Genomic DNA, 20,104 nt, shown 5'->3' on the forward strand with positions numbered 1-20,104 from the left:
TTGTTTTTATTAAAATTTATAAGTCATGCTACCGGTAAAGGTTCTTAAATCCTGTGGATTCATTGTGCTGTAGCCTGTCCAGTATTTTTGGTTGGTAAAGTTGTCTACTTTGGCACCAATCCTGAATCTTGGGTGATCATAGAATACTGATGCATTAAAGACTTCGTAAGCTGGCAATATAAATACACCCTGACTTACGCTGTTTACAATTTTGTTATTGCTGGCGTAGTTACCACCGGCACCTAAACCAAAGCCTCTTAGCGAACCTGCAGCAAATTTATAACTGATCCATAAGTTTGCGGAGTATGGCGAAGCTGAATAAGCATCTCGTCTTCCTTCAACATCCGCAGAAGCATTTTGTAAGTGGTTATCGTTATAGGCAAAACCTGCAATAATGTTTAAACCATTTAAAGGATTGGCTACAATTTCGGCTTCTACACCTTTGCTGATTTTGTTACCATCCTGGATTTGAGCATTGGGGTTACTGGCATCTTGATTATAACCCCTTACAATATCTTTTACTTTGATGTAATAATAAGATACCGATCCTGTCAGCCTACCATTAAACAGGTTGCTTTTAACACCGCCTTCTATCTGATTAGCTTGCTCTGGCCTAAACGCATCACCTTTATAATCTATGCCGTTAATGTTGTTAAAGCCGTTTTGGTAGTTAGCAAATAACGATAACTGATCTTTGATCGGTTGAAATACCAAACCGAATTTTGGCGAGAAAACGGTCTGTTTATAGGCACCCACTGGTGCAGCACCCGCTCGGTTTGAATTTCCTTTGTTATCAAAACGGTCTACCCTTAAAGCCGCCAAAGCAATTAACCTGTCTGTTAAATTAATCACATCAGAAGCATAAGCACTGTAAGTGTTCGATTTAAAATTAACCGGATATTTAGAATAAGCATTAGCTGCATAAAAAGCAGCTAAATTATGCTCGGTGAAATTATTATAGTTGGCGCCGGTTCCGTTTTTGTTGGTTAGATCGAAAGTATCGATCGAGTAAAATAACTGATCAGAATTTTGGCGTAAATAATCCAAGCCCAAAACTAGTCTGTTCTTGATTGAGCCCAGGTTAAAAGTACCATTAAAGTTTTGTTGGATTTCGTAAGTATAAGCCTTACTGTTGTCGGTAGATTGATCTGCCCTTGATATTAAATCGGCACCGGGAGCAGCTGTTGGATTGCCCAGTGGAGGATAATTGTTTGGAACTAAGAACAGATAAGTACCACGGCCGTTAGAAAAACTATAGCTTGATGAAAAACTGGTGTGTGATGACCAGTTGTCGTTAAATTTATAATTGGCCTGGCCAAAGAAATTTGAGCTATTGTATTTTTGCTTCATCGCATCACCGGTGAAGGATTTATCGTAAGGTATGCCAGATTGATCAGCCCGATCAAATCCCAGGTCTTTTACCGGGAAATAGAAGAATACAAATGGTTTTAAGGTGTTTTTACCATTTGCAATTTCGGCATCAAAAGTGAAATCTAACTTATCGTTTACCTTGTAGGCTAAACTTGGTGCAACAAAGAAACCCCTGTCGAATACGTTTTGCTGAAAAGAGCCTTTGTAATTGTAAGAAGCGTTTATACGTGCGTAAATGTGGTTGGCTTTATCAACCGGGAAATTGAAATCGGTACTAACCCTGTTTAAATCATAGCTGCCAGCCGAATAGGTTACCTCTCCGCCCAATCCTTCAAAAGGTTTTTTGGTGATGCGGTTAATCAAACCTCCGTAAGAAGTTAGCGTACTGCCGAATAAGGTTGCAGAGGGACCTTTAATTACTTCAACACTTTCAATGTTTGCCGCATCGTTACGGCTGGTTACGTTACCTGCAATTCCGTTTCTCAGTTTCGATTGAACAATAAAGCCCCTTGATGCATAGTATGCGCCACCGTCACCTCCACGGCCGGTTGATTCCCACATCTTTTGGATTCCTACTGCGTTACGTGTTGCATCGTCGACCGAGAATATCAATTGGTCGTTAAATGTTTCTTTAGTAATGGTGGTATAAACCTGTGGGTTTTCTAAATTGCTTATCGGCATTTTAGATACGTAATCACTCTTTTGAGCGCCATATTTATTGGCTTTACCTTTATTGATATTGACCTCGCTAAGCTGATTGGAATTTTGGCTGATCACAAAATCAATTGTTTTGTTTTCTCCTGGGGTTATTATAACTGATTTTTCTATACTCTGAATGCCAACACCTGATGCACGAATGATGTAAGAACCTGGTTTAACTCTTTGTATTTCGAAGATACCTTTATCATTGGTAACATTTCCAAGGCCTTTCCCTTTTAAACCTACCGAGATATAAGCAGCTGGTTTTCCATCAGAAGTGGTAACTGTACCGCTAATGGTCGAAAACTGCTGGGCGAAGGAAATTATGCTGGTAAAGGTTAATAGAAATGTTAAACTGGATAGTTTGATTTTAAACATGGTAATATTTATTTGGATTAATTCTAAACAGTTGCAAAATAACGTTAGAAAATCGTATAATCCAAATTATTTTGAACTATTCTAAATAAGAGGGTGGTTTAAAATTCAGAGGTATGGATCTGATACTATCTTTAAACTTTGGAATGAAAATATGTAACTTTTATGGTTCATAAAAATACAGCTGTCAAGTTACTAAGCTTGTAGTATATTAAAATTATTTTTGGTTAAAATACTGTGATTAATTGTTAAAATGTGGGCATAAAATATGGATATATGTGTGTTTATTTGTTTTATTAGCTTGGTTAATATAGAAATTATTTACAACTCTAAATTAAAAATGCTAAGCATCTACACGAATTAATTATCCCAATTAATTAAAGGTATTAATATGTTCTCCTAATTAAAGTTTTATGAAACTGAAATCTATTATTTTGCTTCTCTCAATGATTATTGTATTCTTTTCATGTAAAAAAGAAAATGATGTGAATTACAAAGTTACAGAAGCAGTATCACTGTTCCAAAACACGAAATCACTTGATAAGGTTGCTAGTGGCACTACTGGGAACTATGTGAAAGATTGTCCAGGTGGTTATGCAGGCTGTGGGGCTACGGCTGGGATTCCTTGTCTTCCACCTCAAGAGCCATGTAAACCGCCAACACAACCTATATTGCGCTTATATCCTTGTCCTGGATCAAATACTATGGGTTGTAAGTCTGGTATTCAATCAGGTTTTACTTGCACAAGTCAGCAATCATGCCCAGGAGAAAACCATCCTATACCATGCAATTTTGGAAGTATCGCTTTTGGTTGTTTTCCCGGATCACCGGCCGGCGGACCAAGTTGCGGCACATTAGTTAATTGTCAAACGCCACCAGACTAAATAATTTTTATGTTTAAATATTTATTGTTTGTCTTTTGCCTATTCTGTTTTATCTGTATTTGTTTCATTTCTTGTAAAAACAGTGATCAAGATAAATACATAATTAAATCAAAATTCGCAGAAGATGCATTGGAGTATGAAGTAAAATTAGATTCTATCCATATACCTATAAAGCAAGAGGATGTTAGTATATATTTTACATATACTCAATACAGTGAAAATAATGTAGATTACCTTTTAGGATATAGTCCAACAACGTCCAGCATCGATGTTTTCGACTTAACAAACAGGACCGTGCATAAGCGGTTGAGCCTGCTAAGTGAAAATTTGTCATTTAAAAATCTAGATAAGAAAGATTTAGACAAGAGTAGAAGTGTAACTGATATAAGTATTATTAACTTTAATTCTATAATACTAAATTATGGAAATGATAGATTAATCATTATAGATACAAATCTTCGGAAAAAGCAAGAAATTTCATTATATGGTATCTCAGTTAAAAATAATATGCCAGGGAGGCTAATTTCTTATAGTCATGAGTTTAAAATGTTTTTTTACGATGGTCAGCTTATACTGAATCAAGTATATTACGATTTTGACTGGGTCAAGAAGGTGCCAGCTTTTGCTTCTCTAAATTTACTTAATGGAAATTTGCATTTTTTGCCAATTTCATATTCTGATTATTTGTATAAGATTAAAGGTAGCGCGGGTTTCCTAACATCGATCGTTACAAGTGAACATCAAAAAACTGGATTTTTAACATATAGTTATTTATATGAATCAAATATTTACCAGTATGACCCAAAAAATTCTACAATTACTAGTTTTGGAGCTACTCCTTCAAAGGGTAAGAATATCGTGGATTCAATATCGTATATTAATGGAGATGACCCAAAAAAATGGGTGACTCATCATATTGAAAATAGTCAGTTTTTTAATGTGATGTATGATCAATATAGACATGTCTATTATCGGTTCAGTTTGCGGAATATAATTCAAAAGGATGGTAAATATTTTAAGACCATTTTAGATAAACCATTAGTTTTAATGATTTTTAATGAAAAATTTGAAATTATTAAAGAAATTGAATTACCAATGTATAAATATTCCCCAAATACATGGTTTATAACCAAAGAAGGTTTATTTATCTCTCCGACACATCGAAAAAATAAATTTATTGATCCTTTACATTTAAGATTTGATATCATAAAAGTTTATAAAAATAAGTCATCATGAGGAGGTATTTTATTATTCTAATCGTTTTTTTTACAATTACTTCATGTTACAAGCATAAAGTGTCAGAAGAAGAAGAACACCTCAATATGTATTTCAAAGAAAAGCAAAACATAGATTTATCAAAATTGGATAATTATTTTATTATTGTGATATCAGGTAATTGCGGATCTTGTACTGAAAAAACGATCAAATTCTTAAAACAATTGGGGAACAAACGGGATACTAAATTTAGTGATTATAAGAAAATTGTAGTAATCCCTAGTAATAATGCCGAAGTTTTAGATTCAATAAAAAATTCTAATATCCAATTCATTGTAGACGAAGGATTTGAAATGGAGAAATTCGGAGTTAACTTTCAACGCAATGCTTTCTTTGAATTTAAGAACTCAAGACTATTTTATAAGGATTGGTTATACCTTGATAATGTTGATAGTATTGCAAAAAAGTATGGATATCCTCTTAAATAATATATAGTTATTACACGATTAATAAGTAGGCTTATTTTAGCTTATCAAATTAATTTCTTTTACTCTTATATTATGGATAAATTTGATATCCATTTATTCTTTGTCTAAACTATTTTTCTATAGATCCTTTTAGAATCGCTTAACAAGCATAATTTAGATATCGTTTAATCATTATAATTTTTGGATTAAAAATATAACATCCTATTTAAGCAAATTGCGTTATAGCTTAGATAGGAAAAAATTATATGCGCTTATCTAAAATTTGATTTATAGTGATTGATGTATTAAAAAGTTAGTTTAACGTTTTAGCTGCATTCTCCGAAGATTTTCCTCGATATTTCTTTATTAAAATCTATCTGCTACGTAATTAGTTTCCACTATTCTAAAAAGGGCTGAAAATGTGACTTTATTTGATTTAAATATGCCGTTTGGTGCAATAGCGCCATGTTTTAAATTGCAAAAGTCAGGTGTTGAAGAGTTAAATGTTAATTAATGTTAATTTTTTAAGTTAAAATATGGTTTTAGTTAGCTAAAAAGTAGCTAAATACGAGGTAAAAATGTTGATACTTTTAGATTATAGTCAAACCAACTAACTACTAACTAATCATCAATGGAAAAAACTTCTACAAAACATTGCTATGTGAAATTTTTAACGGCAACATTATTTTATCTACTCATCCCCTGGCTGGCCTTCGCCCAGAAAACCATTAAGGGAACAGTTGTAGATCAAACCAACAAACCCATACCGGGGGTTTCGATCATCGAAAAAGGTACAAAGAATGGTACCGCAACCAATGCTGATGGAAAATTTACCTTGACGGTACAAAAAGATAACGCGATAATCATGGCCAGGATTGTAGGTTATCGTTCACTGGAAAAACCAGCATCCGCAAGCGGTACATTAAACTTTTCTCTGGAAGAGGATAATAATACACTGAATGAAGTGGTTACGATCGGTTATCAAAAAATTACCAGAAAAAAAACTACAGCTGCGATTTCCAGCATTTCAGGTAAGGAACTGGCCAACTTACCTGCGGCAAGTTTTGATCAGTTGTTGCAAGGTCGTTTGTCCGGAGTAAACGTTCAAAACTTTACTGGTCAGCCGGGGGTGGCGCCTACAGTATCAGTAAGGGGTAACTCTACAGGTAGCACAGGTTATGATCAATATAATGTAGTGAGATCACCGCTTTATGTGGTAGATGGTGTTCCTCAATCATCTGACGATTATGTTCCGCCAGGAACCGGTACAGGAACCAACTACATGGCCGGACTCAATCCGAGTGATATTGAATCTATTGACGTATTAAAGGATGCTTCAGCAGCAGCTATTTATGGTTCAAGAGCAGCCAATGGTGTAATTTTAATTACTACAAAAAAAGGTGTTGGCGGTGATACAAAAGTAAGTTTTAACTCATATTACGGTATGGTGCAACGCCCTAACCTAAGGCAGGCTACCATGGGGACTACAGAACGCAGGCAAAAAATGGAGGTGCTTCAAAGACAGCTTAGTTACGATCAGCGTGTGCAACTGCCTTATATACTCACAGATAGCTTAAATCCGGCTTTTAATGGCCATACCGATTGGCAGGATTTATTTTTTCAGACCGGTAAAATAAACGATAATAACCTGAGTATAAGCGGTGGTAGCGATAATGGAACAACTTATCGCTTTAGTGGAGGTTATTACAATGAAGATGGTATTGTAAAAGGAACGGGATATACACGTTACACCACACGCTTAAACCTTACCTCAAGAGCAATGAATAAAAAATTGATGATCAACCCAATATTTTATTATTCAAGTTCCAGCAGGGGTAGAGGAAATGAAGATCCAAACGATCCTTCCAAGCCTACTAAAATTGGTTCCGGGAATTTACCTTCCTCGCTTTTCAGCATATCTCCGGAAAAATTGGATTATTATGTAAGTAAAGATGGTGAAAACCTAAATAAAAATGTGGCAAACCAGTTTGGTGTAAATCTGAATTTATCCTATGAGTTTAATAAAAATTTCACTCTAAATTCACAATCTTCTTACACTAATGACAACACCCGTAGAGATGTGAGCATGAGTAATTTGCTGAACAGTGGTTTTGGCAACAGTTCTTCCAGCTTCTCTTCGAGTGCCATGGGCTTGAGAACATCGAATTATCTGGCGTATAATGGTTCTATCAAAAAACATTCTTTTAGTGCGGTAGCCGGTCAGGACATTGAGTATAATTTGTTTCAAACTACCCAGGCCAGTGGCTACGGTGGTGCATCAGATAATATTCAGACGGTTACGGGTTTTAAACAGGAGAATATTTTCGGATTTTCAAGTTATGCGGCACATGGACTGGTAGCTTATTATGGTCGTTTTAATTATGATTATGATGGCAAGTATCTTTTATCCGGAACGATACGGACGGATGGTTCATCTGGTTTTGGTGAAAATAATAAATATGGGGTGTTTCCTTCCATTTCAGCAGGCTGGCTTCTTTCAGAAGAAAATTTTATGAAAAACTTATCCAATAACCCTTTCACACTAATTAAAATTAGAGGAAGTTATGGGGCCACAGGTAACGAAGATCGCAGAAATGCTTATGTACAATACAACCGCTATCTTGTAAATAATGGTGGATTTGAGGGAAATGGGACTGCTAACGGTGTGTTCTACGGCATTTCGGGAGCTACTTCTTACAACGGTGTTACCGCTATCACTCCTAATTTTGTAAATGGTGTAGCACAAAAGGATTTAAGCTGGGAGAAATCGACCCAATGGAATATCGGTACCGATCTGGAAATTGACAACGGAAGGTACGCTATTTCATTCGATGTGTACAATAAAGAAGTAAAACAAAAGCTTTTTAATGTTGATTTGCCGGTTACATCAGGTTATAACAGTGCCTACACCAATGCTTTTGCAGTACGTAATGCCGGTATGGATTTAACTTTAACTGCTAATCCTATCCGCAAGGAATTCAAATGGTTTAGTACTTTAAATATTTCTTACGTTAAAAACCAAATCATGAGTTTACCCAATGGTGGCCGTGATATTATTTTGAGTGGAGATCGTTTTGATAAAAACCACGTGCTTTCTGTAGGTAGTCCAATCAATGCTTTCTATTTATATCGTACAAAAGGCGTATTTTCTACTTCAGCAGATATTCCTCAGAATCCTTATACGGGAGAACTATATAGAAATAGTAACGGAACGTTTAATGCAGGAGATTTTTATCTTGCTGATTTGGATGGAGATTATTTTCTGGATGTTTTTAACGATGGTATTAATCCGGATAAAGCTCCAATTGGCGATCCTAACCCACGTTTTACCGGTGGTTGGACCAATAACTTCTCTTACAAAAACTTTAGCTTAAGTATTTTTGTCAACTTCACATTTAAACGTGACGTACTAAATCTATTTGATTCAGATCGTTTTGCAAATTCTCAGGCTGGTGGAGCAGTAAACAATTTTGCCTACTTCTCAACACCGGATTTGGATCGCTTGAATATCTGGAGAAACCCTGGAGATCAGGCTGAATATGCGAAGTTCGATTTGGGTACTTATCGTTACTACTACACAGGCGCACAAACCTTCTTCCTGGAAAAAGGTGGTTATGCAAGGATCAGAAGCATCAATCTTGGTTATGATTTTAGCCCTAAACTTGTAAGGAAATTGGGTTTAAGTCAGCTGAAATTATACGCAATTGCTGATAACGTATATATGTTCCAGCAATCAAAAAAATTACCAGATGCGGAAGCTGTAAATGGGTACGGGGAGTATAATGGAACTGGATATCCTATCCCAAGAAAATATACTTTAGGTGTACAAGTTCAATTTTAATATCGTCAATAAATGAAAAATATAATCACAAAAATCGGTGTACTTATTACAATAGCTACGATGGTTACCGTAAGTTCCTGTAAAAAGTTATTGTATGAAGAACCTAAAGATGCACCTTATGAGCAAACATTCTGGCAATCATCCAGGGACGTGAGAAGTGCCATCGCCGGTAATTATGCAATAATGCGTAGTGCTATTACCAGTAAAAACAATCGTTATTTTATGTATGGTGATGCTGTTGCCAAAAACTATTTTACGATACAATATGGAGGAGACGGCTTAGAAGGGATTCAGGGCGGCGATTTTACCTTTCAATACAATATCAATACGCTGGCAAATTATACCTTGTACTATAAAAGTATTGCCATGTCTAATCTGATTTTGAAGAAAGTTAATGCTATGAGCGATGCGCAGTTGTCAACTGAAGACGATCCTGCTCAATTCAGAAATTCGGCGATTGGTCAGGCATATTTCCTTCGTGCATTAAGTTACTTTATGATGATAAGGGTATGGGGTGATGTACCGTTGGTTACAGAGGTTTATGAAGATCCGATCAATGCGCCTCAATTGCCAAGAAGTCCGAAAGCTGAGATCATGAAATTGATTGAAAATGATTGCCACAAAGCTATTAATCTGTTAAGCTGGAATTATGAGAATACTGGAGATGCAAAAGTTACTGCAAATAAAGGTTCGGTATATGCCCTTTTAGCGCATTTGTACCTTTGGAGAGCAACAATGTCTGATGTTTCAGTTGATGCCCCTAATTTGACGGATGTAAATAATGCTGATACGACCATAAATACATTAATTAATAAAGGAGGTTATGCTTTAACAGATACGGCTAATTATAAAAATACTTTTGTTGGTCGATCTTCAGAAGGAATATTTGAAATTAACATTAGTGAGAATACATTAGAAGGTTCTAATAGTTCTATAGGATCGTATTTTTTAAATGAGAATTATATTAAAGGTTATGGAAACAACCCACGTTTTTATACCAATCCTTCGTATCTTAAAGATCATTTCGAAACAACTACCGATATACGTTATAAAAAGGGCTTTGACTTAACTAATCCGGATAAGCCAATGAGTGTAAAATACAGTAATGTAACGTACAGAAATCCTGGACAGAAGTTAAACCCTTATCTGAGTAATAACATTATCATTTTCAGATTGAGCGATATGAAACTGCTTAAGGCAGAGATTGCACTTTACAAAAATGATGCGGCTACAGCAGCTGGTATTATTAATGATTTCAGAAAAAGAAATGACCCAAATCCGGTATTAATTCCTGCTGGGAGCTCTGTAGATCAGGTAATGGATGAATATGCTTATGAGCGTGGTAAAGAAATGTACCTGGAAGGGCATCTGTTTTATGATTTGCTTAGGACCAGAAGATATACCCTCATTGTGGATTGGCTTACAGAAAGCAGGTTCAGAAGAGAAGGTTTTTACTGGCCTGTAGATCCTGCATTGTTTAGAAACAATACCTTATTGAAACAAACACCATATTGGTTGGGGAAAGTATAAGTTGTTTTTATTAGAGATTAAAAAAAAATATGAAAAATAATATATTAGTATATCTTTCATTACTATTACTGGCGCTAACGGCTTGTAAAAAAAATGATTATAAAAGGGATGGCGGCCCAAGTGATCCCAAAGTAAACTTAAGTACTTACGATTACTTAAAGTCTAACCGCAATTTCGATTCCTTAGTGAAAGTGATAGACAGGGCAGGTTTAAAAGAAGCTGTAAATGGTGATGTAACCTTTTTTGCAACAACAAATTACGGAATAGCAGAGTATGTAAAAGCCAAAAAATATCAGAAATCGATCGAACTTGGAGAGGAAAATTTTGATTTTGGTATCAAAGACATTCCAGTACAGGAACTGAATGATTCGTTGAAGACCTATTTATTTGCGGGTAAGATCAACAGAGACCAGATGACAGTTGGTGGTAAACTTTACAATAGTTTATTGGGGACTGTTCCAAATGTTCAATACATGATTAAATTGAGACGTTCTTACGACTACACAGAGATTGTTAATTATGTAGATTATGTAACTTATACTAAAGTAATCGGAACCCGTGATGATAAGGAAACAGATCAAAGTGCTATTCCCGACTCAGAAAAAGACAAGGCTGTGGATTGCCAGACATCAGGAATCATAACAACCACTGGCATTGTCCATGTATTAAATGGATATCACAGGCTGTTTTTTAATGCACAATCGTTGGGCAATTAATTTAATCGCAATTAATTATGAAAATTAGATATATTTTAGGCTTGTTACTCTTATCATTAAGTGTAATAGCATGTAAAAAAATAGTAAATGGCTTTCTAAGTGATTCCATTCGATATAAAGACAACAATATTTACGCAAAGAGAGGATTGCCTCTTTTTCAATCAGATAGAATTAATGCAGATGGTTCTACGCCACCGTTTACCTATAAATTGCTCAATTTGAGAAACGAAGATGGTTCCCCTGCACCAGCAGAGTTCTCTAAAGAATACGAAATCACTGTTTTTAAAACTGGCGCCAATTTTGATCCTGAAACTGATGTAACCCTGGAGTTGTTGAATAAGAAAAGAGAGGTAGTTAAAAAGAAACCAATGGAGTTTAATGAATTGAGTGGTCAGCTTACCTTTAACAAAGCGTCTGGTTTCTTACCCTTGGGAAGATATGTATATGATGTAGAAATGACGAATGGTACTGGTACTAAGTTGTTTCCTAAGCTAGCGACTATTAACGTGGTGGAGCCCACAATAGATGATTTATTCGAAATTACTGATAATGTTTCTAATGCATTTGATGATGTTACTGGTGTAGCAACACTCATGAAAAGGCCAACCATTACCTGTACAAAAATTTCATCTGCAGGTGCAAGAGCTATATTGAAAATGGTAGATAAGAACGGAAAAGTATTTAATCCGAAAGCAGGAGAAATCATACAAAGAGGTGATCGACCGGTTTTTGAAAACTATGCAAAGTTTAACCCGGTTATCAAAACGGATACAGCAATGATCTGTGATTTTGAATTAGCGCCTTTTCCACTTACAAAATATGTAACACCAACAACAGATTGGGGATTTTTAATGTATTACCGTATTCCAAGCCAATTTGTAACTGTTGATGGTTTTCCTTCATCGCCAGGTTTTTCTGTAAACCCAAGGTGGTCTTGGAGACTTAAAATGGAAGGTACTTATATTGTAGAAGTTAAATTCCCTGATGTAACTAAAAAATAGAGAAGAATACCATTTTCCTGAAAGGAAGATAGTTCCTATTTAATACAACTAAAAACGGCAATTTTCGATTTGAAAATTGCCGTTTTTATGAAAGGCGAATACTACAAATTATTTTATTTGATCGGAATAACCTGTAAACTTAGTGGTCGTTCTGTATCATTTGCAGGTGCTACCAAACCACCACAAATAATGTCATAATGATACCCTGCTGTAAAACTGGTACTCTCGGAAGTAGCTTTAACTGCTCCCGATGAAGTTTCTTTTGCATCCAATGTGTAAGTTCCGGCATCTACAGCAATAAAACCACTTGCGTTTTTGTAGGTTTTATTGGTAACCAGCATGGTCGTTGCGCTGGTTTTTGCCAGATCCAGAGCAGGGGCATCAGGCGATAAGTTAATAAAACGGATGTAAGCTTTATCAGTTGATGGGATAGAAAGGTCATCACTAATGGTATAAACATCCAATGCAGCAGGTTTATTAATCAAATAAGAAGAGTAATAGGTGCTTGCATTCAAGGTAATCGTTTTGGTTAATAAGCTCTCGGTACTGCTGGCCGTTGTAAATTTTAAACTGTAAGCTTCAGGTGCGTAGGAAACATAATTAACCGTGCCTCCAAATGGTAAAGCTGCTGAATTAACCATATTACCGTTAAAATAAGCATTGTATGTTGCCAAAGATGGTGATGCATTGATTATCCTTAAATAAGAGATGATAGGATCGGCAGTTTCGGTTTTTTTACATGAAGTTAGTGCTGTGAAAGCAATTAGAACAAATAAAGTGATCGGTTTGAAATGAAATGTGGTAAAATTCTTCATTGGTTTAAATTTTATTTAATATTTAAGGAGTACCCATAAAACGAAATTCAGATCGCATTCGCGACAGGCATGTAAATATTGGATTTAAGCGGCATAGAAGGTTGTTAAATGTTGTTAAGCAGATGTTAAATGTTATCACCTGTTTTTAACAATGTTAAAAATAGCGCGGGTATCTATAACTGAAAAGTTTAATATCCGAATGTTTTAGCTTTATAAGCAGCTTGTTTAAGTCAGATTAGTTCAATAAAACCAAAAGCTTAACATAAAAAAATCACTATATTATTGTGTAACTCGATTTTTATTTAAACCTTTGCACCTCAATAGAGTTAAAGCCGTTTTAATACGCAAGAAATGATTAAACAGATTTTACATAAACTTTCAGTTTCCTCAACACAAATGGTGTCTGGGAAAGGTTTGTTTATTAATCATTTTCAACCCGTATTTTATTGTCCCACAAGCCGGCAAAATTTCACTCCACGTATTTAGTACCTACGCTAAACGTAACGAGGAATTGATCCTCTCTAAAAACCCAATTAACAAGAATACTTATAATTTTTCGTTAGAAAACGAATGGATATTAACGAATTTATAGTGCAGGTTGCACTTCCTGAACATCGTGTATTTGCAGAAGAAATAGTAACCGAGATGGCCGAATCGGCAAAAGCTCGCGGAACAGGCATTGCTAAGCGTTCGCCTGAATACATTTCCAATAAAATGCAAGAAGGTAAATCGGTTATTGCTTTCAACAAAGATGGTTCATGGGCAGGATTTTGCTATATCGAAACCTGGAGCCACGGCCAGTTTGTAGCCAATAGTGGTTTGGTAGTAAGCCCTAAATACCGTAAAGCCGGATTAGCAAAAGCCATTAAAAATGAAATTTTCGGTTTATCAAGAAAGTTGTATCCCAAGGCAAAAATCTTTGGTTTAACGACTGGTTTAGCGGTAATGAAAATAAATTCAGACCTGGGTTACGAACCAGTAACTTACAGCGAACTTACCCAGGATGAAGAGTTTTGGAAAGGCTGCCAGAGTTGCGTAAACTTCGAAATTTTAAAAATGAAAGAACGTAAAAACTGCATGTGTACTGCCATGCTTTACGATCCGGCTGAGAAAAAACACGAAGTAGCCAAGCAATTTGCCGAAGAACTGCAAAAGAAACCCAAATTATACGAGCGCTTTATGCGCATTAAACAACGTTTAGTTGTTAAACCTAAGCCCAAAACAGGCTTAAAAGCCCTTTTATTTTTATTTACCTTTTTATTTAATAAATAGCATGAAAAAAGTTGTTTTAGCATTTAGCGGAGGATTGGATACCTCATTTTGTTGTATTTACCTGGCACAGGATCGCGGATTAGAAGTTCACTCGGTAATCGTAAACACCGGTGGTTTCTCTGATGAAGAATTGCAGGAAATAGAGAAAAGAGCCTATGCTTTGGGCGTAAAATCGCATGCTGTTGTAGATGAAACTGAAAGTTATTATGAAGGTTGTATTAAATACCTGGTTTTTGGTAACGTATTAAAAAATGCAACTTATCCATTATCTGTTAGTGCAGAGCGCGTAAGCCAGGCTACTGCAATTGCCAATTATGTGAAAAAAATTGGTGCAGATTATGTGGCTCATGGTAGTACAGGTGCAGGTAACGACCAGGTACGTTTCGATATGATTTTCAATATCCTTATTCCAGAGGTAGAAATCATTACGCCAATCAGAGATTTAAAATTATCCCGCGAAGCAGAAATTGAATATTTAGCACAACATGGGGTAGAATATAGCGCTGAAAAAGCAAGATACTCGATAAACAAAGGTTTATGGGGAACTTCAGTAGGAGGAAAAGAAACTTTAACTTCTCATGAAACGTTGCCGGAAAGTGCCTGGCCAACCCAGGTTTCTGAAACCGAATCGCGTAAAATTGAACTTACTTTCGAAAAAGGTGAACTGGTAGCGATTGATGGTGAAACATTGGCACCTGTAAGGGCAATTCAAAAATTACAGGCCATTGCTCAACCTTTTGGCATTGGTCGTGATATCCACGTGGGTGATACCATCATTGGTATTAAAGGTCGCGTAGGTTTTGAGGCTGCTGGCCCCATTATCATTATCAAAGCTCACCATACGTTAGAAAAACATACCTTAACCAAATGGCAGTTAAGCTGGAAAGAACAATTATCATCTTTCTATGGTAACTGGTTACACGAAGGTCAGTTTCACGATCCGATTATGCGGAATATTGAGGCTTTTTTAGCTGATACCCAAAAATTTGTGAGTGGTAAAGTGTTTGTAGAGTTGTTGCCGTACCGTTTCCAGATTATTGGTATTGAATCTAACCACGATTTAATGAGCAATAAGTTCGGTAGCTACGGCGAAATGAACAACGCCTGGAGCGGAGAAGATGTTAAAGGTTTCTCTAAAATATTCGGTAACCAGGTAATGATCTGGCACAAGGTGAATGGTGAAGAAGCCTAGTTTTATGTAAGATGTATGATGGAAGAGGTAAAATGTAAGTTTTATCCTCTCTTGATACTTGGTACTAACTAATTGATACTTAAATGAGCGAAATCCTTTCAAAAGATAATTGTTTAAGCCACTATAAATGGGGCGATAACTGTGACGGATGGAATTTTGTAAGCAAACCTGAGGCAGTAATTAAACAGGAGTTAATGCCTGCTCAAACTGCTGAGAAATTACATTTTCATACTTATGCAGAACAATTTTTCTTCATATTAAAAGGACAGGCGACATTTTTAATCGAAGCTGAAACATTTACTGTTGATACCAAAAAAGGTTTACAGATTAAAGCTGGCGATAAACATAAAATTATGAATAGTGGTGTTGATGATTTAGAATTTATTCTTTTCTCCTATCCATCAACCCAAAACGACAGAACTGATTGTGAATAATATAACGATAAAACAAATAGGATTAACAGAAGCTCATTTTGTAGTTGGCCTGTTTAACCAATATCGCATGTTTTATAACCAGTTTTCGGATATCGGGATGGCTAAGGCTTTCATTGATGAACGTTTGCAGCATAACGAATCTATCATATTTTTAGCCGTTGATCAAGATACAGAACAACCAGTTGGTTTCACACAGTTATATCCTAAATACTCATCGGTAAGGTTAATTAAAAACTGGATTTTGAACGATCTGTATGTTAATGAAGCTTACCGCAAACAGGGCATAGGCGAAAAATTAATTAAAACCGCCATGGATTTTGCCAAAGCCAATGGATCTACGTTTGTACAATTGGAAACTGCTGTAGATAATTATACCGCACAGCATTTGTATGAGAACATAGGCTTTGTAAAACAGGCAAACGACGAAGATTTTTTTCTTTATAAAATAGTACTAAACTCATAGTGATGAATAAAATTAAAGCAGGAATAATTGGCGGAGCGGGTTACACTGGCGGCGAAATGCTGCGTATTTTGGTTAACCATCCAAATGTTGAAATTGCTTTCGTAAATAGCACAAGTAACGCCGGAAACCTGATCTCAGATGTACATACTGACTTGATCGGTGATACAGATTTAAGATTTGTAAGCGATATTCCACAAGATATTGACGTATTGTTTTTATGCGTTGGCCATGGTGATGCTAAGAAGTTTTTGGCTGCTAACCCAATCAACGAAAGCATTAAAATTATAGATTTATCTCAGGATTTTAGGTTACATGAAAAAGTTAAATTCGAAAACCGCGAATTTGTTTATGGATTGCCAGAACTGAACCGTGATAAAATTAAAGCAGCTAAAAATATTGCAAACCCTGGTTGTTTTGCAACTTGTATCCAATTGGGCTTGTTGCCATTGGCCGCTAAAGGGTTAATTCGAAATGAGGTTCACATCAATGCTACTACCGGATCTACCGGTGCGGGACAGAGTTTATCTACTACTTCGCACTTCAGCTGGAGAAATAATAACCTTTCTGTTTATAAGGCTTTTGAGCATCAGCATTTAAACGAAATCAGCGAGAGTTTGTTGCAGTTGCAACCCTCACTATCTGAAGCTTTAAATTTTATCCCACAGCGTGGTGCATTTACCAGAGGTATTTTAGCTGCCATGTACCTGGAAAGTGATTTAAGTTTAGAAGAAGCGCAAAACATTTACGAAGACTATTATAGTGCTCATCCCTTTACACATGTAAGCCGGAAAAACATCGATTTAAAACAGGTTGTAAATACCAACAAGGCATTGGTACATATCGAAAAACATGGTGGTAAATTATTTATCATTAGTATTATTGATAACCTGTTAAAAGGCGCCAGCGGACAAGCGGTTCAGAATATGAACTTAATGTTCGGCTTGGATGAAACAGCGGGACTTAAGTTAAAGGCCGCCAACTTTTAGGCAGAAGAGACCAAAGCTGAAAGACTAAAGTCTAAAGCGAAGGTAGCATGAAGAATAACTAAAACATCAAATGAGAGACTATCAAAAATTAGACGTTTGGAAAAAATCACATTTAATGGTTTTACATGTCTATAAATTTATTTTGCCCGATTTTCCTGCTCATGAGAAATATGATTTGCAAAGTCAGGTAAAAAGGGCGGCTTATTCTGTTCCCTTAAATATTGTTGAAGGAGCAGGGCGGCGGACCGAAAATGATTTTGCTCACTTTCTTGACAATGCATTGGGCTCAGTACAAGAAATGGAATATGCTTGTTTTCTTGCAAAAGATTTAGATTATCTTGAAGAAAGCAAATATTTAGAAATTTATAAAATGGCTGGTGAAGTTAAAGCAATGTTAATTGGCTTAATTAAACACCTTCGACAATAACCAAGATTAAATGCTATTGGATTTTGGCTTACTGCTATGTGAAATGTTACAGGAAGCTTTGGTCTTTGGTCTTTAGTCTTTAACCTTATTAAATATGCAACTATTCGACGTTTACCCACTTAATGATATAGAAATTACTAAAGCAGCCGGCAGCAATGTTTGGGATGCTAACGGACAACAATATTTAGATTTATATGGCGGTCATGCTGTAATTTCAATCGGGCATACTAACCCGCATTATGTAAACCGTTTAACTGATCAGTTAAATAAAGTTGGTTTTTATTCAAATTCAGTAAAAATTCCTTTGCAGGTACAACTGGCACAGAAACTGGGCGAAGTATCAGGCAAAAAAGATTTCCAATTGTTCCTATGTAATTCGGGAGCTGAGGCAAATGAAAATGCTTTAAAACTGGCTTCATTTTACAATGGAAGAAAAAAGGTAATTGCTTTTACAGGCGCTTTCCACGGACGTACCTCTTTAGCGGTTGCCGTAACCGACAATCCTAAAATTGTAGCACCGGTTAATCAAAATGAAAATGTAATCTTTTTACCTTTCAATAATGAAGTTGCTTTAGAAGAAACTTTCAAATCACAGGGTAATGATATTTCTGCTGTTATTATTGAAGGTATTCAAGGTGTTGGCGGCATTAAAGAAGCCTCTAAAAGTTTCCTGCAAAAAATACGTTCGCTTTGTGATGAATATAATGCAGTTTATATTGCCGATAGTGTACAGTGCGGTTACGGACGTACCGGGTCGTTTTACTCGCATGATTACTCGGGAGTTGAAGCAGATGTGTATACGATGGCAAAAGGAATGGGTAATGGATTTCCGGTAGCGGGAATCTCAATTGCACCGAAATTTAAACCTTGGCATGGAGAGTTAGGTACAACTTTTGGTGGTAACCATTTAGCGTGCGCCGCGGCTTTAGCTGTTTTGGAAGTGATGGAAAAAGATAACCTGATCAAAAATGCTGAAGAAGTTGGGAACTATCTGCTTACTGAATTAAAGAAATTTGAGCAGGTGAAAGAAGTTCGTGGACGTGGGCTAATGATCGGTATCGAATTGCCAGAAGAACTTGCCCATGTTAAAAAGGAGCTTTTGTTTAAGCATTTTATTTTTACTGGTGAGGCAAAACCCAACGTTATCCGTTTATTGCCAGCATTAAATTTAACTAAAGCACATGCTGATGAGTTTTTGGCAGCTTTTAAACAATTGGTAAAATAATAAAGAACCACTCATTGCGGAGAATCGCTTATCTGGCTTAAGGCAAGTTATTTTCGCTATGAAAAATTATAATAATGAAGTTAAGGCAATGCTTATAGGCTTGCTGAAACGGTTACGACCATAAACTGATTAAAGTTTAGACTTTGCATCCTGTTTTAAACCTCACAGGAAGCTATGGTGTTTAAGCTTTAGTCTTTAAGCTTTACAAAATGAAACTTTTCACTTCCGTACACGATGTTCCAAACATCAAGCAATTTGTAACTGATGCATTGGCATTGAAGGCTAATCCTTATGCACACCAGGATTTAGGTAAGAACAAAACCTTGGGTTTAGTTTTTATGAACCCCAGTTTACGTACCCGTTTAAGTACGCAAAAAGCGGCCCTAAACCTGGGTATGAATGTGATGGTAATGAACATGGATAAAGAAGGTTGGGCGTTAGAAACGCAGGATGGAGTGGTAATGAATGGTTCTACCGTTGAGCATATTCGTGAAGCTGCTGCGGTAATGGGCCAGTATTGCGATATTTTGGGCTTGCGTTCTTTTCCAAAACTGAATAACCGTGAAGAGGATTATAGCGAAGATTTCTTCAATAAATTTGTGAAATATTGTGCAGTACCTGTGGTGAGTTTAGAAAGCGCAACACGTCACCCTTTACAAAGCTTCGCCGATATTATTACCATTCACGAAACCTGGACAAAGAAACCTGATGGCCGAAAACCTAAAGTAGTTTTAGCCTGGGCACCCCACGTTAAGGCATTACCTCAGGCGGTACCAAATTCTTTTGCAGAGTGGATGTGCAAAGCCCAGGCAGAAGGTATGATCGATTTTACCATTGCGCAACCTGAGGGTTACGAGCTTTCGGAAGATTTTACACCAAATGCCGATATTCAATATAATTTAGAAGAAGCTTTGGCCGGAGCGGATTACGTGTATGTGAAAAACTGGAGCAGTTATAAAGAATACGGTAAAGTATTAACTTACCCAGATGGCTGGATGATGAACAACGAAAAGTTGAAATTTACCAACGATGCCAAAGTAATGCACTGTTTACCGGTTCGTCGTGATCTGGAATTATCATCAGAAATTTTAGATGGACCAAACTCCTTAGTAATACATGAGGCCGGCAACCGTTTATGGGCAGCACAGGCGGTAATAAAAGCGATGCTGGAAAAGTTGTAATTATTATTAC

17 protein-coding genes are annotated in these 20,104 nt (G+C 36.2%); 15 read left to right on the forward strand and 2 right to left on the reverse strand.

What is annotated here, in order from left to right:
• Positions 1-9 precede the first annotated feature (9 nt).
• Entirely contained in the window at positions 10-2,448 is a 2,439-nt protein-coding gene (locus BCL90_RS22610; RefSeq protein WP_121287526.1) for a TonB-dependent receptor, read from the reverse strand.
• Positions 2,449-2,858: 410 nt separating this feature from the next.
• Between BCL90_RS22610 and BCL90_RS22615 the strand changes: the two genes are divergently transcribed.
• From BCL90_RS22615 to BCL90_RS22645, 7 genes are all read left to right on the forward strand, one after another.
• Positions 2,859-3,329, forward strand: a complete 471-nt coding sequence (locus BCL90_RS22615; protein WP_134380739.1) for a hypothetical protein — start codon at positions 2,859-2,861, stop codon at positions 3,327-3,329.
• Positions 3,330-3,338: 9 nt separating this feature from the next.
• Entirely contained in the window at positions 3,339-4,565 is a 1,227-nt protein-coding gene (locus BCL90_RS22620) for a DUF4221 family protein (RefSeq protein ID WP_121287530.1), read from the forward strand.
• A gap of 59 nt (positions 4,566-4,624) precedes the next feature.
• Positions 4,625-5,032, forward strand: a complete 408-nt coding sequence (locus BCL90_RS22625) for a hypothetical protein (protein WP_134380742.1) — start codon at positions 4,625-4,627, stop codon at positions 5,030-5,032.
• A gap of 610 nt (positions 5,033-5,642) precedes the next feature.
• Positions 5,643-8,852 (forward strand): SusC/RagA family TonB-linked outer membrane protein, encoded by a 3,210-nt coding sequence (locus BCL90_RS22630; protein WP_121287534.1) that lies wholly within the window; start codon positions 5,643-5,645, stop codon positions 8,850-8,852.
• Between the two features lie 12 nt (positions 8,853-8,864).
• Positions 8,865-10,382 carry a RagB/SusD family nutrient uptake outer membrane protein gene (locus BCL90_RS22635; RefSeq protein ID WP_121287536.1) on the forward strand — a complete coding sequence of 506 codons (1,518 nt, stop codon included), beginning with the start codon at positions 8,865-8,867 and terminating at the stop codon, positions 10,380-10,382.
• A gap of 29 nt (positions 10,383-10,411) precedes the next feature.
• The gene (locus BCL90_RS22640) at positions 10,412-11,098 is read left to right on the forward strand and encodes a hypothetical protein (RefSeq protein WP_121287538.1); all 687 of its coding nucleotides are present in this window, start codon (positions 10,412-10,414) and stop codon (positions 11,096-11,098) included.
• 17 nt (positions 11,099-11,115) lie between these two features.
• Positions 11,116-12,099 (forward strand): DUF5007 domain-containing protein, encoded by a 984-nt coding sequence (locus BCL90_RS22645; protein WP_121287540.1) that lies wholly within the window; start codon positions 11,116-11,118, stop codon positions 12,097-12,099.
• Between the two features lie 113 nt (positions 12,100-12,212).
• Here the strand turns inward: BCL90_RS22645 and BCL90_RS22650 are convergent, their stop codons facing one another.
• Entirely contained in the window at positions 12,213-12,914 is a 702-nt protein-coding gene (locus BCL90_RS22650; RefSeq protein ID WP_121287542.1) for a DUF4397 domain-containing protein, read from the reverse strand.
• Positions 12,915-13,484: 570 nt separating this feature from the next.
• Between BCL90_RS22650 and BCL90_RS22655 the strand changes: the two genes are divergently transcribed.
• The 8 genes from BCL90_RS22655 (at position 13,485) to BCL90_RS22690 (ending at position 20,094) form a co-directional block, all read left to right on the forward strand.
• On the forward strand, positions 13,485-14,186 hold the full coding sequence (locus BCL90_RS22655) for a GNAT family N-acetyltransferase (RefSeq protein WP_121287544.1): 702 nt from the start codon (positions 13,485-13,487) through the stop codon (positions 14,184-14,186).
• Position 14,187: 1 nt separating this feature from the next.
• A complete protein-coding gene (gene argG, locus BCL90_RS22660) occupies positions 14,188-15,378 on the forward strand; it encodes an argininosuccinate synthase (RefSeq protein ID WP_121287546.1) in 1,191 nt (396 codons plus the stop codon).
• A gap of 83 nt (positions 15,379-15,461) precedes the next feature.
• Positions 15,462-15,812, forward strand: coding sequence for a cupin domain-containing protein (locus BCL90_RS22665; protein WP_121287548.1), 351 nt, complete (start codon positions 15,462-15,464; stop codon positions 15,810-15,812).
• Positions 15,805-16,275, forward strand: coding sequence for a GNAT family N-acetyltransferase (locus tag BCL90_RS22670; RefSeq protein WP_244095125.1), 471 nt, complete (start codon positions 15,805-15,807; stop codon positions 16,273-16,275). Before BCL90_RS22665 ends, BCL90_RS22670 begins: the two co-directional genes overlap by 8 nt.
• 2 nt (positions 16,276-16,277) lie before the next feature.
• Positions 16,278-17,261 carry an N-acetyl-gamma-glutamyl-phosphate reductase gene (gene argC, locus BCL90_RS22675; protein ID WP_121287552.1) on the forward strand — a complete coding sequence of 328 codons (984 nt, stop codon included), beginning with the start codon at positions 16,278-16,280 and terminating at the stop codon, positions 17,259-17,261.
• 70 nt (positions 17,262-17,331) lie between these two features.
• Positions 17,332-17,688 carry a four helix bundle protein gene (locus BCL90_RS22680; RefSeq protein WP_121287554.1) on the forward strand — a complete coding sequence of 119 codons (357 nt, stop codon included), beginning with the start codon at positions 17,332-17,334 and terminating at the stop codon, positions 17,686-17,688.
• A gap of 94 nt (positions 17,689-17,782) precedes the next feature.
• Complete coding sequence (locus BCL90_RS22685) at positions 17,783-18,913, forward strand: aspartate aminotransferase family protein (RefSeq protein ID WP_121287556.1); 1,131 nt, start codon at positions 17,783-17,785, stop codon at positions 18,911-18,913.
• A 209-nt stretch (positions 18,914-19,122) separates the two neighbouring features.
• Positions 19,123-20,094, forward strand: a complete 972-nt coding sequence (locus tag BCL90_RS22690; RefSeq protein WP_121287558.1) for a Rossmann-fold NAD(P)-binding domain-containing protein — start codon at positions 19,123-19,125, stop codon at positions 20,092-20,094.
• Positions 20,095-20,104: the final 10 nt, after the last annotated feature.

This window comes from Pedobacter alluvionis, assembly GCF_003664035.1.
Classification (GTDB): domain Bacteria; phylum Bacteroidota; class Bacteroidia; order Sphingobacteriales; family Sphingobacteriaceae; genus Pedobacter; species Pedobacter alluvionis.